Consider the following 14,290-nt stretch of genomic DNA (forward strand, 5'->3'; position numbering starts at 1 on the left):
CTCAGACCTCGATCGGGGGAATGCGGGCGATGGTGTTCTTGCGGATGACTTCGGGGCGCGCGCGCCAGGGGACGAGGCCGTCGGCCGTCGCGGCATAGGCGCCGGCCATGTCGACCAGATCGTCGAGGTGGCGGTCGGGGTCGAGGCCGCCCTGCACATAGGTCCAGCGCCCGGCGCCGAGGAAGACAACCACGCAGGAGCGGTCGCAGGCCGAGAAACATTCCTGCCGGTCATGGGGAACGCCGCGCGCGGCCAGGGCCTCGGACAGCCGCGCCCCGTCACGGGATGCCTGCGGATCGGTGCCGGCGCGCCTGCAGGTGATGCAGACCGCCAACGAATTCTGTTTTGACATCTGCCCTCCCGGCACGCCAAAGGACGCGGAAGGCAATGATCTGCGCAGGACATGCGGGGCCGGTGGCCGCCTTCATGGCTTGCACACGGTTCACCCCGACCGCAACACACCGCGGATGCGAGATCTCGCACCGCACGCTGGCAGGTCTCCCGGCTTGCGGATGACGGGGATTTCTCCCCGGCGGTCACCCGACCTTCCCAGACCTTCAGGTCCAGTGGCATCTCGGGTGACCTCTCCGGTCACGGTCGCGGGGGCGGCTGCGCTTCGCTGGAGACCAGCTATCGCATTCCCTCTTAGCTCGCTCTATGCGAGAACCAACGATGCGCGAGGGAAGCCACGAGACGGCCTCGCTTGTCAAGGGAAAGGCAGTGATGGCGGCAGAAGCAGCCCCCGACGAGATCGCGCGTCATGCCGAGAAGAAGGCGCGGATCAAGGCCGCGCGCGACCGGATGATGGCAGAAAAAGCCGGCGAGAAGGGCCTGATCCTCGTGCTGACGGGTCCGGGCAAGGGCAAGTCCTCGTCCGCCTTTGGCATGGTGATGCGGGCGATCTCGCACGGGATGCGGGTGGGCGTGGTCCAGTTCATCAAGGGCGCCATGGCCACCGGCGAGCGGGAGTTCCTGCTGACCCATTTCCCCGATCTCTGCGAGTTCCACACCATGGGCGAGGGCTTCACCTGGGAAACCCAAGACCTCGAACGCGACCGCGCCGCCGCCGTGCGGGCCTGGGCAAAGTCTAGGGAGCTGATCCGGGATGAGCGCAACCGGCTGGTCCTCTTGGACGAGATCAATATTGCCCTGCGCTATGACTATCTCGACATCGCCGAAGTCGTAGACTTCCTCGAAACCGAGAAGCCGCCTATGACCCATGTCCTGCTGACGGGGCGCAACGCCAAGCCCGAACTGATCGGGATCGCCGACCTCGTGACCGAGATGACCGTGGTGAAGCATCCCTTCCGGCAGGGGATCAAGGCACAGGCGGGGATCGAGTTCTGACACGGGCATTGATGCTGCAGGGAACCGGCTCGAACGTCGGAAAGTCGCTGCTGGTGGCGGGGCTCTGCCGGGCGGCGGTCCGGCGCGGGCTGACCGTGCGCCCCTTCAAGCCGCAGAACATGTCGAACAACGCCGCCGTGACGGTGGACGGGGGCGAGATCGGCCGCGCGCAGGCGCTGCAGGCTCTCGCCTGTGGGGTCGAGCCGCATACCGACATGAACCCGGTCCTGCTGAAACCCGAGACCGACATCGGCGCGCAGGTCATCGTGCAGGGGAAGCGGCGCGCGACCCTGAAGGCTCGCGACTATGCCCGGCTCAAGCCCGAGCTGATGGCGCCGGTGCTGGAAAGCTTCGAGCGGCTGAAGGCCCAGGGCGATCTGGTCATCGTCGAAGGCGCGGGCAGCCCGGCCGAGATCAACCTGCGCCACGGCGACATCGCCAACATGGGCTTTGCCGCCGCCGCGGACGTGCCCGTTGTGCTGATCGGCGACATCGACCGCGGTGGCGTGATCGCGCAACTGGTCGGCTCAAGGGTCGTCCTTGACCCTGAGGATGCCGAGCGCATCAAGGGCTTCATCGTCAACCGCTTCCGAGGGGACCCTTCGCTCTTCGACGACGGCTACCGGATGATCGCCGAGCGGACCGGATGGCAGGGCTTCGGCGTGCTTCCGTGGTTCGCCAAGGCCGCGCTGCTGCCGGCCGAGGACGCGCTTGACCTGCAGCCGTTCGGCGACGGCGGGATCAGGATTGCCTGTCTCGCCCTGCCGCGCATCGCCAATTTCGACGACCTCGACCCGCTGAAGATGCACCCGGGCGTCCGGCTTGAGATGGTGCGCCCCGGTCAGCCGATCCCGGGCGATGCGGCGGTGGTGATCATCCCGGGCTCGAAATCCACGCGAGCCGACCTTGCCTTCCTGCGGGCGCAGAGCTGGGATATTGACCTCAAGGCCCATTACCGCCGCGGCGGGCGCATTCTGGGGATATGCGGCGGTTTCCAGATGCTGGGCCGCAGCATCGCGGATCCGCATGGCATCGAGGGCGAGGCCGGTGAAACCGAAGGCCTTGGCTATCTGGATGTCCAGACAGTGCTGGCGCCCGACAAGCGTCTGACCCGCGTTACCGCCGTCCACGCTGCGACCGGCTTAGAGGTCGGGGGTTACGAGATCCACCTGGGCAGAACCGAGGGTATCGATTGCCTGCGCCCCTTCGCCCATATCCACGACAGCCCGGACGGCGCGCGTTCGCGGGACGGGCGGATCGAGGGAACCTATCTGCACGGGCTGTTCACATCGGACCCGGTTCGCAATGCCTGGCTTCAAGGCCTGGGTGTATCAACATGCGTTTTTTCCTATGCCGCAGAGATCGAGGCAGTGCTTGACGAGCTTGCCCTTCACCTCGAGGCGCATCTTGACGTGGCAGAGTTGTTGAGGCTGGCGCAGGCGTAAGCTTCCGAGTCAGCCTTCGCGCTGATCCTTCAACGGACTGGCATGCGAAAGAGGCGTGCAGCGCCCTTCGCGAGGCACAGATCCTGCTTGACGGACGACAGACATATGCGATTCAGCGTGCCTGGGTCACACTGCGCGAGCAGGCGGCAGCCTCCTTCACCGGGCGTGCCATTGCAAGCACGGCTTTGGTGCTTTCGTTCTTCGAGATACTGCCGCACTTTCCGGTCGGCGTGTCCGAGGTCCATCTCATTCTCGGCTCGACACTGTTCCTGATCTTCGGCGTGGCCCCTGCCGCGTTCGGCCTGGCCCTCGGGCTGCTTCTGCAGGGGCTGTTGTTCGCGCCCTTCGACCTGCCCCAATACGGCATGAACGTGACCACCCTGCTGGTGCCGCTCTTCGCACTGGAGGCATTGGCGCGCCGCATCATTCCCTCAGGAATGGCCTATGTGGATCTCGGCTATGGTCAGGTTCTTTCGCTGTCCCTGGCCTATCAGGGCGGCATCGTCGCCTGGGTGGCATTCTGGGCGCTTTACGGTCAGGGCGTGACCGCATCCAACCTGGCAGCCATCAGCACCTTTGGCGGGGCCTACCTTCTTGTGGTCCTGATCGAGCCAATGGTCGATCTTCTGGTGCTTGCCAGTGCCAAGGGGATCCGGGGCCTCAAGGGATCAGGATGGGTCACCCCCCGTCTGCATTCGGCTGCCTGAAGCCTGTCCAGGCGGATCGTCTTGCCAGAAACGTTGGCGGGCAAGCAAGAACACGTGCTGGAAGCCCTGCCTGACGGCGGGGCTTCCTCCTTGAGCAATGACAATCAAGCCTGTCCGACGCGGATGATCTGATCCTGACACCGGGCCGCTTTCTGGTGGCCAGATGCCGTCAAACTGTCAAGCCACCGGTGCTTCACGGCGCCTGTTCGTTGACCATTGCCAGATCAGGTCCAGCGCGATCATCGCCAGCAGCGACAGCCCCGTCAGCGGGAACAGCGCGCCGCCGATGCCGAGCAGGACGAACAGGCCGATGAACACCCGGCGGTCCGAGGGCAGCGGCGGCACGCCGAGGCTGCCGGACGGTCGCCGCTTCCACCACATCACCGCCGCCGAGACCGCCAGCAGGACGATGCCCAGGCAGGCCAGCAGCATCACGACCTGGTTCGCGACACCGTAGGTCTGGCCCATGTGGGTGTTGATACCCCATTCCAGCGCCCGGCCCAGGGGACCGTATTCGGCATAGGTCATGTCCAGCAGGGGCTCGCCCGAATACTGGTCCAGATGGACGACCCGCTGTCGGCTCAGGTCGTCGGGATAGACCGACCCGGAAAAGACGCCGGTGGGCGTGACCGGCAAAGCCACCGCATAGCCGCGATGCAGGCCAAGCTCCTCGAAGACCCCGACTGCCGCATCGACGCCGATCGAGGGCATACCGGCCTCGGGTGGCGCGGTTTCAGGGATGCGTGCCTGTTCGAGCGACCAGGAGGTGGGCGCGACGTGATCCAGATGTTCCTCGGACATGGGCACAGCAATGCGAAGCCCTGAGGGATAGCCGAAGTTGCTGCCGTTCGCCCATTCGTTGACCTTGGCACCCCAGACAGAGGACCACGGCAGGCCAGTGATGGCCAGGAACAGGATGAAGCCGCCTGCGAACAGTCCGGTGACTGCGTGCAGGTCGCGCCAGAACACCCGCCGCGCGGGGGTCCCGCGCACCGACACTACCCCGCCCCGCTGGCCGCGCGGCCACCAGAGATAGATGCCCGTCAGCACCAGCAGGATGGCCCAGCCTGCCACGATCTCGATCACCATGCGCGGCGTCGCGCCGAAGAAGCGGAACGAGTGCAGGTAGCGCACGGTCCAGGAAAATGTGCTGCGGTCCGGGCGCACCTCCAGCACCTTGCCACTGTATTGGTCAACGTAAACGGCCATGGAGCCGCCGGTCTCAGGCTTGACGGTGATCTCGGTCGAGAGGTCATCGGCCAGGGGATCGGTGTATTTCACCGCTGTTCCGGGCTGGGCCGCCAAGGCCGCGGCGATGATCTCAGAGGGCGCGAGCCGCTGCTCTTCGGCGGGGCTGACCTGCAGGAAGTCGGCATGGACCCATGTGTCCACCTCGTCGCGGAACAGGTAGATGGCCCCGCTGATCGACAGGGTGATCAGGAAGGGCAAAATCAGCAGCCCGGCATAGAAATGCCAGCGCCAGACTGCGCGATAAAGGTCGGAGGCTCCGCCACTCCGGGCGGCAGGTTCCGGGGCGGCGCCCCGATCGGTTGCATCGGTCATGTGAGGTATCCGTCTGATGATTTCGGTAAGAAGGGCGTCAGACGGCAGATGGAGGCCCGGTCGAGGGTGGCAGGCCGGTCGCCCGGGCAACTGTCAGAGTCGTTGCGGCATCAGGAAGAGACGCACGCCGCGCAACGGTCACGAGCCGAGCGATCATCGGAGAAGGCGTGAGATCGAGCGGGGGCTTGCCGGCTGTCCAGATGCAGTCTCCCGGGTCAGCCATGTCCTTCCGGCTTTTGTCCTCATCAGGCGCTGGCTCCATGATCACGGGATCGACCGCCACGGTCTCGATCCCGTGACCGGTGCAGAGAACAAGCTCCACCCCGCCGTTTGCCGCCCGCTGGGGCATGACGCCAGAGGCGACAAGCGACGCGAGGACAAAGGGCAGAAGCCCCGTCCAAAGCGCAACCAGGCGCATATGCCGACCAAGTCTCCACCCCATCGGCCGACACTACGACGAGGCCAGTTTCGTAACAACGATCGCGATGGACGCGAGGCAGACCTCAGGCAGCCCAGAGGCGGACAGTGGATTTTCTCGCCTCACGCGACGCGATAAGGATGGGTGCAACGCGCAGGGACAGCACGGTTGCCTTATGGTATTGGAGCCGCTGTCTGCATCCGGAAGTAACGGAGGCGGCTCTTGCAGTGTGTTGGACACCCGCTCGGGACGGCCGATACGTGGATGGTAGGGGCAGCCGCCCTCCTGGTTACCTGTGCTCGGACGCTCTGTTCGGGGCGGGGATCATCCTGCCGGACTTCGTAACGGCCGCCATGCAGTCATGGCTCGTTATCCGGGACGTTACGCAACACAGGGAGAGAGCGGGGGTCAACCAAGCGGACCGGCCACCTTGCACTATGGATGAGGTCAAGACTGCGGCCAAGGTCACAAGGAGTGGAGGTCCGGTTTGCCGGTTGCCCTCATGATCAGTGCTGCGGACGCATAGGTCAGCTTCCCGCCCTTAGAGGCCATTCACTTGGGATAGTTCGACTACCGGGATCCTGGACAGGTCATGATCCTTGCCGAGGTCAGGTCACCCGGCTCCTCCAGGAACTCGAAACCATTGCGGACAACACCAAGAAGGCAGACCGTCGCTGGATCGCGCCACAGTTAAGCCACCCATGTCCTTGACGAGCTCTTACTGCCCTTTCTGGCCGATCCTCCTCAGCCTGGTCTCACCCGAGCCGGCTCTTGACGTCTTCAGTCAGGCCGCACGCAGGTCGACAGCGAAGCGATTGCGCATCCGGCAGAGATAGGGCATCGTGATCAAACCTTCAGGATCTGCAGCTCGGCGAGTGGCACGCCGTTCTCCGCGATCCACCGCCGGCGCTCATCGATCACCTCGGCATTCGAGGAACAGGACCTGCGCGAAACCCTCGCCCCGGATCATCGGGCGCTGCCGCCCGCCATGCGGCAGCGCGCGGCGCTCCACGAGGCCGGGCACGCCGTTGTCACGGCCGCGCTCGGATCGTCAGGGCGCTGCGGATCGGACCCGAGGGCGGCGAGACCCTGTCGCGCTGGCACCAGACCGACCTCACCCAAGCCGAGGCGCACCGGCAATGCATCGCCCACCTCGGGGGCCGGGCAGCGGAGCTGCTGATGCTCGGAGACGCGAGCGGCGGGGCCGGCGGCCACGCCGAGTCGGACCTGACCCGCGCCACACAACTTCTGCTCGCCTGCGAGGTGAGCCTCGGGCTCGGGGACCAAGGCCATCTCTCCATCGGCCCGCTGCCCGATCCCCGGCTAATCCTGTCCCTGCCGCCCGCGACCCGGGCCCGGCTCCAGCGCCGGCTCGATCGGGCGATGGAGGACGCCCAGGAGATCCTGTGCCGGCACCACCAGCTGCTGGAGGATCTCGCGCGCGATCTGGAGCTCGCGGGCTTCCTCGGGCGGGAGGCGCTCGCCGCACGGCTGGCACCCCTGGCCAATGCGCACGCGTCGGCCGACTGAGGCGTATGGCGTGGACCTTGGGCGCATCCTCCCTAGGGATGCGCCATTCTTTTTCACAACCGGCCTTGCGACGCACGGGGCGTGTGTCGGCAGTAGACAGGCCGTTGCGGGAGCCAGACACCGGCTCCCGTGCGGGCTGGAGGCCGCTTGGGCCGGGTTATCCACAATGAACCGCGCGATGCCCTGCTTCACGCCGGATTTCAGCGCCGCCGGCCCCTCTCTTCTTCCCGCCTGACCTATACTGATCCCGAGGGCAGAACAGCGATGTCCCTACAAGAGCAGCAGCAAGGATCAGCCGCCGGAGCACCACTCCGGACGGCGCGGAGAGGCACGTCAGGTGGCGCAAGGCAGGACAAGCAAGGACAGGGCGGCGGCCGTGGCACCGAGCCACGGCCCGGTTCTGCCCACGGCCAGTGCTCCCTCGCCGTCGCAGGCCGACGACCCGCTCGTGGCACTGGTGCGGGCGCTCGCGCGTGAGGCCGCCCGGGCGGATCACCTCGCGGGACGGGCCACGACGGACTAACAACCCCAAGGAAGGCTCCCATGACCACGCGTCCCATCCGCGCCGTTATCTACGCCCGTTATTCCAGCGACCTGCAGAACGCCGCCTCGATCGCGGACCAGATCCGGCTCTGCCGGGAGCGGGCTAACCACGAGGGTTGGCAGATTGTCGACACCTATGAGGACGCCGCGACGTCCGGAGCCGTGCTGCTGCGCCCCGGCATCCAGCGCCTGCAGCAGGATGGCCGCGAGCGCCGCTTCGACATCGTCATCGCCGAGGCGCTGGACCGACTCAGCCGCAGCCAGGCCAATGTCGCGGCGCTCTACCAGAACCTCAGCTTTGCTGGCGTAGCGATCGAGACTCTCTCGGAAGGCCGGGTCAACGAGATGCATATCGGGCTCAAGGGCACGATGAACGCGATCTTCCTGAAGGACCTCGCCGCCAAGACCCGCCGCGGCCTGCGGGGACGGGTGGAGCAGGGCAAGTCGGGCGGCGGCAATGCCTACGGCTATACCGTGCGGCGGAGCGTCGGAGACGATGGTGAGATCAAGCGCGGTGACCGGGAGATCAACCAGACGGAGGCCGCAATCGTCCGCCGGATCTTCCGCCACTATGCCGAAGGCCTTTCGCCGAACAGGATCGCCGACCTGCTGAACCGGGAGGGTATCCCCGGCCCGCGCGGCCGGTCTTGGGACAAGTCGACCATCCACGGCAATCCGAAGCGCGGCACCGGCATCCTGAACAACGAGCTCTATGTCGGCAAGCTCGTCTGGAACCGGCAAAGCTATGTGACGGATCCGGAAACCGGAAAGCGCCAGGCGCGCCCCAACCCCGAAGCCGAGTGGATCATCACCGAGGTGCCGGAACTCCGCGTCATCGACCAGGAGCTCTGGGAGCAGGTCAAGGCGCGACAGGCAGGGCGCAAGATCGAGCACACGGACCAGGAAGCCTGGCAGAAGCGCAAGCCCAAGTTCCTGCTGACCGGCCTCATCAAGTGTGGCTGCTGCGGGGGCGGGTTCTCGACCATTGCCAAGGACCGCTTTGGCTGCTCGAACTCCCGCAACAAGGGCACCTCGGTCTGCGCCAACCGCACCGGCGTCAGCCGGCAGCACCTAGAAGGCCGGATCCTGACCTTGCTGGCCGAGCGGCTGATGGATCCCGACCTAATGAAGGCCTTTGTCGCGGAATACATCGCCGAGCGGAACCGCCTGGCCGCCGATCATGTCGATGACCGCGCCACGAAGGAGAAGGAATTGGCCAAGGTCATCCGCGACCAGGATGTCCTTGTAAACGCCATCTTGGCCGGCACCCCGGCCGAGCGGATCCGGGACCGCATGGCGCAGCTCGAGACGCGACAGAAGCAACTGGAAACGCATCTGGCCGCCGCCCCCACCCCGACGGCCACGACCCGGCTGCACCCGCGGATCGCCGAGACCTACCACGAGCGCATCCGCAGCCTGGTTGCGGGACTGACCGAGCCGGACAGGGAGAGCGAGGCGCGCGAGGCGATCCGCGGGCTGATCGACCGGATCGTCATCACGCCGGAGCCGACCGGCGGCAAGCGGATGCGGCCACGGATAGAGTTGCAGGGCAGTCTGGCGGCGATCCTGCGGCTGAGCCTCGGTGCGGACCAGCTGTCCGGACAGCAAAAAACCTCCTGCGAACAGGAGGTTAGTGAAGGTATAGGATTTCTGGTTGCGGGGGCCCGACCCCACCGAGAGTTGACGGCCGATCTCGCCGGGTTGCGTCGACTTCTGGCTGAAACCATCGCAGCAGGCTCTCGGCGCGTGAACCTTCAGGCGAAGCTCGTTCTGAGCTCGCGGCAGCTTGTGCCCGCCCTCTCGTCGCTGGAGCCCAAGGCCGCCTGGCGCGCCCTCACGGACCGTATACGGCCTGTCGAGGCACTGGCGGTCTCAGCGGCGTGGACGCGCCATCTCGTCGCTGGAATCCGTGCCATGCGCGCGCTGCTGGCCAGCTGAGCGCTGCGGGTGAGAGGCTCGCGCTGAGAGGTGCAGCGGGCTGCCCGGTCATGCTTTCCTGAGAGCCAAGCCCACTCCCCCTTTCCACGAACCGCCGCTTTGGATCAAGCGGCGTCAGGACGCGCCGGCGAACATCCCTCTGCTACCCCGATGTCGGCGCATCCGCCTCCGCCCCAGAGAGATCCAGAAGACCCCCGGCCGGCCCGATCGGCGCGCGAGCGCAGCGGGTTCCCAGGCCCATGGGTGAACCCCTTCGGCTTTTTTCAGTCCGGGCCTCACTGGTCGACCCGATGTCCCGTTTGCAGCCGCCAATCCCGGCGCCGACGGACAAAGGACAGACCGACATGCCGACCCACCCCGCCCTCTCCCAGTCTTCGCTGGCGGCCAACGACAACAGCCCGGGCTTCACCGCCCAGCCGGGGGTCGTTCTCACCGGCCTTGTGGACCTCCTCGCCGAGGTCTGCGTGGCCCGCCTCCGTGTCGCCAACGACAACCGCCCCCTCCTCGCCCGCAAGGACCAGACCGAATGACCACCAGCGCCGCTCTCCATCTCCGCTCCGCCGTGATCAGGCCGACGGCCTTGGACCACCAGTTCCAAGCCTGCCGCCTCACCTTCATGGGGGGCCCAGACGAGCTCCCGTCCGATCCGTGCTCCCCCCTCTTCGTGAAAGGAGGCTCCCTGTGACGCGCCGCGTTGCCCTCTACGTCCGGTTCTCTTCGGACCGCCAGAAGATGACCTCTCTCGACGACCAGATCGCGCAGCTCCGGGCGTTTGCCGACGGCTTGGGCTGGATCGTGGGCGCCATCTACGCCGACCCGGAGATCACGGGTCGGACGACGAGGACGCGGCCGGAGTACAACCGCATGATCGCGGATGCGAAAGCGGGCCTCTTCGACGTCGTCCTCGCCGAGGCCATCGACCGGCTCGCGCGGCGGACAGCCGACATCACCGACCTGCGGGACGTGCTCGAACACCACGAGGTCGTGGTCCACACAAAGAGCCAAGGCCTCATCTCTCCCATGGAGGCGGCCATCTATGGCGTCATGGCCGAGCAGTTCTCCCGTGATCTGGGCGAGAAAACCAGGCGGGGTGCTATCGGAGCCGTGAGCCGCAACCTCGTGCCGGCCGGTCTCGCCTACGGCTACATGGCCGTGGAACCGTCCAACCCGGGCGATACGAACCGCGCCGTCGTCCCTGAGCATGCGGCGGTGGTGGTCCGGATCTTCCGCATGTTCGCCGATGGCATGCCGGCCAAGAAGATCGCCGAGACGCTCAACCGCGAGGGCGTGCCTGGGCCGCGCGGCAAGCCTTGGCAGGAGAGCACCATCCGGGGCCATGGCCCACGCGGGACGGGGATCCTGCGCAATCCCCTCTACATCGGCGTGAACGCGTATGGCGACGTCGCATCCTCCCTCAATCCCGAGTCGGGCAAGCGTGCCTGGCGGGTGACCGGCGAAGTGGCGGCGAGCACGATCGTGCCGCAACTGCGGATCGTTGATCAGGAGCTCTGGGATCGGGTGGCCGCCCGGCTGGAAGCGACCGCCCTCAAGATGGCCCGCGACGCGAAGAGCGGCCAACCCCTCAACCGGGCGCATCGCAAGAGCTACGTCCTCTCCGGGCTTCTCAAGTGCGGCTGCTGCGGAGGCGACTACACCATCCGCGGCAAGGCCCGGTATGGCTGTTCGCAGGCGAAGCGGGGCATGGGCTGCGCCAACAAGGTGACGATCACCGCCCCCGCCGTGGAGCGTCAGGTTCTGGACTCGCTCAAGCGCGGGCTCCTGGCTCCCGAGCGCCTCCAGCAGTTCACCGATCGAGTCGCCGAGACGCTCCGCGCGCGGCAGGCCGGCGCCGGCTCCGAGGAGGCCAACCTCAAGCGCCGCTTGGCGGACTTTGATCGCAAGATTTCGCGTCTTCTCGACCAACTCGAGGATGGTGAGGACGACGATGTGGCTGACCTGCGCCAGCGCCTGCGGCAGCGCAAGGCCGAGCGCGAGGAGGTGCTGACCGCCCTGGCCGAGGTCGCCGCCCTGTCGCGCGAGGGCGCCCACCCAGCACCCGACTTCGCCGCACTTTACACGAACCTGGTGCGCAACCTCGAGGAGGCGCTGCGCGACCCGACCGTGGTCCAGCGCGCGCACGAGCTACTCGCCCAGATCATCGAGGAGGTGATCCTCACGCCGGATCCGACGGTCCAGCAAGGGCTGCGGATCGAAGTGCGGGGAAGCCTCGCCCGAGCCCTGTTCAAGGGGGAGCTCCGGCCCATTGGACTCATCCGAAGCTCCATGGCGGAGATAGCCGCGGCGCAGGAAACATCCCAGACCTCGGATCCTGTCACGCTGACGCAAGGGCAGACGACCTCACGGCACGTCGACAAGTGACCGCGACCGGATAGTTACCGGTCAGATCCCACGAGGCATGCTCTCGAAGGATCCACCCGGGGAGCCTTCCGAAGTCCAAGTGTTGGGCGGCAAGCGTTTTCACAACGAAGTCCCTCAGGTCTCTCCAGAGCGTCGATGCCCCCATCTTGCGTTTTCCAGGCCACTGCCTTCCGATGCTGCGAGTGACGAGCAGTTAGCTGAGGGGGAAGTTCGTGGAAGCTCGCAATCGGACGATCGAGGAATGGTTCACCTGGATTCACCAAGGGCTCGTCGTCCTTCCGCGATTCCAGAGATTCGAAGCCTGGGGCCTTGGCCAGATTGAGGGCATCCTCGAGAACATCCTCCGCAAGCCCGCCTTGCCCGTTGGCGCCCTTCTCGTGCTCGCCGTGGGCTCCCCCCCGCCGTTTCATGCCCGACCGATTGTCGGGGCACCGAAGCCCTCGGTCCCGCCGACCTGCCACCTTCTCGACGGCCAGCAGCGCCTGACGGCCCTATGGCGCAGCCTGTCGGACAACTACGAGGACGTATCCTTCTTCGTGGCCGCCGACGGCGGCGCCGAGCCGGATGTCCAAGCCGTGAGGCGGTACAGGAAGAAGGACCAGCGGCATCCGCTTTGGTGCGACATCCCCGCGGAGGCCTGGGCGCGCAAGCTCCTGCCCGTGCGGCTCCTGCGCCCTGGTGATGTCGGGGCGCAAGCCTTCGAGACCTGGATGCAGGAGGCGGCGGGCGGGGACATCGCGACGCTGATGGCAATCAACAAGGTGGGCACGGACCTCCGACACCGCGTCGCGAGCTACCCGCTCCCCTTCCTCGAACTGCCTCTCGGGACCGACAAAAACGTGGCGCTCGATGTGTTCATCAAGATGAACACAATGAACACGGCGTTGTCCGCCTTCGACATCGTCGTGGCGCAGGTCGAGGCGGCTATCGACGAGTCGCTCCATCAGAAGGTGGAGGGCCTGAAAGCTCTCGTCCCTGACCTCGCCGACTTCGGGGAGCCGGGCGAGATCGCCATGCAGGTGGCGGCAGTCCTCGCCGGCAAGGCCCCGGTACGGGCAACCTTCCTGACGGAGAGTTTCGGCAAGGAGCTTATCGCGCGCTGGCCGCTCGTCGAGAAGGGTCTGCGCCGTGCCGTCGACTTCCTCGCCGAGGAGCGCATCTTCGCAAGCGACCTCCTGCCCGCCGATCCGCTCCTGACGTTGCTGGGCGCCTTCTGGGCGTCGGCCCCCGACGGCAAGGATGGCGAAGGGAATGCACGGCGCCTCGCGCGACGGGCGCTTTGGACGGGGTCCTTCTCCGAGCGGTATCAGAAGACCAGCGCCACCCGGACCGAGCTCGACCATCGTCAGCTCGTCGCCTATCGCGACGCAGGTGGACCGCTGCCCGATCTCCTCGACCCCGTGCTGACGCCACTCCCCGAGGCTGCCGCACTTCGCAGCGCCGGCTGGCCGAAGACCCGGGATCGTTTGGGTCGCGCGGTCTTGGCCGCTTCGCTGCGCCTCGGCGGCCATGACTTCGCCGACGAGGCGCCCTTCAGTCGCGCGACCCTGAAGCGTCGTGAGTACCATCATCTCTTCCCGCAGGCCTTCCTGACTGAGCGGGGAGTCCCGCGGCGCGCCATCTTCACCGCCCTGAACTGTGCACTCATCAGCTGGCGGACGAACCGGACAATCTCCGCCAAGCCGCCATCGGTCTACATGGCCGAGCGCGCGGGGGAACTCCAGCTGACCGAGGCGCAGATCGACCGCCGACTGTTGACCCACGCCATCCCGCCAGCGGCGCTGCGGTCCGACGACTACGAGGGTTTTCTGGAGGAGCGGGCGATTATGATCCACAAGGCCATGAGCCAATTGTGCGCCGGGGAGCCGTTCGACTTCACGGCCCTGAAGGAGCTTCAGCCGACCGACTGACCCATCTCAACCGAACTCGGCGCCCTGTCCTTCGAGACCCCCGCTCCAGGCCAGCCCCGAGCGGGGCAGCACATAGGCCTGAACGCGAGGGCCTGAACGCGAGCAGGACCCCGAGCTTTCGCTCTGGAGGCCTGTTCTGATCGTCTGCGTTGTCTCATCCATGACTCAACTATCGTTGGTAGCGGAGGCCTGAGGCCACCGAGAGTCGAGCTGACTACTTTTCAAACCGCCGCGGAGACTGCTTCTTCGCGCCTCGCTGGTGCTCCGGACTGACATGTAGTTCATCCTCGCCATTCCTTTCGACAACACACGTCCTCAATTGACGGCGGCTTCAGGAAGCTGTCGAGTGACTGTGGAACCAAGAATTGGAGGCAACGAGGAATGCTTCACGCGATCAACGCCAAGAAGGCGACGCTTGCTCGCATTATCCAAGGCGTTGGCCGGCAGCTGACCTGCCACGGGTCTTTCATCCAGCCGCGACCGGAGCCCGGTTTGTGTTTACGGTGGTCG

General features: G+C 66.3%; 11 protein-coding genes and 1 riboswitch. Of the genes, 8 read left to right on the forward strand and 3 right to left on the reverse strand.

Annotation, left to right across the window (positions count from 1 at the left end; genetic code table 11):
- Position 1 precedes the first annotated feature (1 nt).
- Positions 2-352, reverse strand: a complete 351-nt coding sequence (locus tag ACFFII_RS15135) for a DUF1636 family protein (protein WP_377699704.1) — start codon at positions 350-352, stop codon at positions 2-4.
- 122 nt (positions 353-474) lie between these two features.
- Positions 475-686, reverse strand: a riboswitch (cobalamin riboswitch).
- Positions 687-723: 37 nt separating this feature from the next.
- Here ACFFII_RS15135 and cobO point away from each other — a divergent pair.
- From cobO to ACFFII_RS15150, 3 genes are all read left to right on the forward strand, one after another.
- A complete protein-coding gene (gene cobO, locus ACFFII_RS15140; RefSeq protein ID WP_377699713.1) occupies positions 724-1,347 on the forward strand; it encodes a cob(I)yrinic acid a,c-diamide adenosyltransferase in 624 nt (207 codons plus the stop codon).
- 11 nt (positions 1,348-1,358) lie between these two features.
- Positions 1,359-2,792, forward strand: coding sequence for a cobyric acid synthase (locus tag ACFFII_RS15145; RefSeq protein ID WP_377699705.1), 1,434 nt, complete (start codon positions 1,359-1,361; stop codon positions 2,790-2,792).
- Between the two features lie 80 nt (positions 2,793-2,872).
- Positions 2,873-3,499 (forward strand): energy-coupling factor ABC transporter permease, encoded by a 627-nt coding sequence (locus tag ACFFII_RS15150; protein ID WP_377699714.1) that lies wholly within the window; start codon positions 2,873-2,875, stop codon positions 3,497-3,499.
- 177 nt (positions 3,500-3,676) lie between these two features.
- Here the strand turns inward: ACFFII_RS15150 and ACFFII_RS15155 are convergent, their stop codons facing one another.
- Complete coding sequence (locus ACFFII_RS15155; protein WP_377699706.1) at positions 3,677-5,062, reverse strand: PepSY-associated TM helix domain-containing protein; 1,386 nt, start codon at positions 5,060-5,062, stop codon at positions 3,677-3,679.
- A 37-nt stretch (positions 5,063-5,099) separates the two neighbouring features.
- Positions 5,100-5,504 (reverse strand): DUF2946 family protein, encoded by a 405-nt coding sequence (locus ACFFII_RS15160; RefSeq protein WP_377699707.1) that lies wholly within the window; start codon positions 5,502-5,504, stop codon positions 5,100-5,102.
- A gap of 1,155 nt (positions 5,505-6,659) precedes the next feature.
- On the opposite strand from ACFFII_RS15160, the gene ACFFII_RS15165 reads away from it, so the two are divergent.
- The 5 genes from ACFFII_RS15165 (at position 6,660) to ACFFII_RS15185 (ending at position 13,780) form a co-directional block, all read left to right on the forward strand.
- The gene (locus ACFFII_RS15165) at positions 6,660-7,010 is read left to right on the forward strand and encodes a hypothetical protein (protein ID WP_377699708.1); all 351 of its coding nucleotides are present in this window, start codon (positions 6,660-6,662) and stop codon (positions 7,008-7,010) included.
- Positions 7,011-7,553: 543 nt separating this feature from the next.
- On the forward strand, positions 7,554-9,491 hold the full coding sequence (locus tag ACFFII_RS15170) for a recombinase family protein (RefSeq protein WP_377699709.1): 1,938 nt from the start codon (positions 7,554-7,556) through the stop codon (positions 9,489-9,491).
- A 344-nt stretch (positions 9,492-9,835) separates the two neighbouring features.
- Positions 9,836-10,021: a hypothetical protein gene (locus ACFFII_RS15175; protein ID WP_377699710.1), complete on the forward strand. Its 186-nt coding sequence runs from the start codon at positions 9,836-9,838 to the stop codon at positions 10,019-10,021.
- 151 nt (positions 10,022-10,172) lie between these two features.
- Positions 10,173-11,870: a recombinase family protein gene (locus ACFFII_RS15180; protein WP_377699711.1), complete on the forward strand. Its 1,698-nt coding sequence runs from the start codon at positions 10,173-10,175 to the stop codon at positions 11,868-11,870.
- 212 nt (positions 11,871-12,082) lie between these two features.
- Complete coding sequence (locus tag ACFFII_RS15185) at positions 12,083-13,780, forward strand: GmrSD restriction endonuclease domain-containing protein (protein WP_377699712.1); 1,698 nt, start codon at positions 12,083-12,085, stop codon at positions 13,778-13,780.
- Positions 13,781-14,290 lie beyond the last annotated feature (510 nt).

The sequence above is a fragment of the Paracoccus niistensis genome, assembly GCF_042432925.1.
Lineage (GTDB): Bacteria > Pseudomonadota > Alphaproteobacteria > Rhodobacterales > Rhodobacteraceae > Paracoccus > Paracoccus niistensis.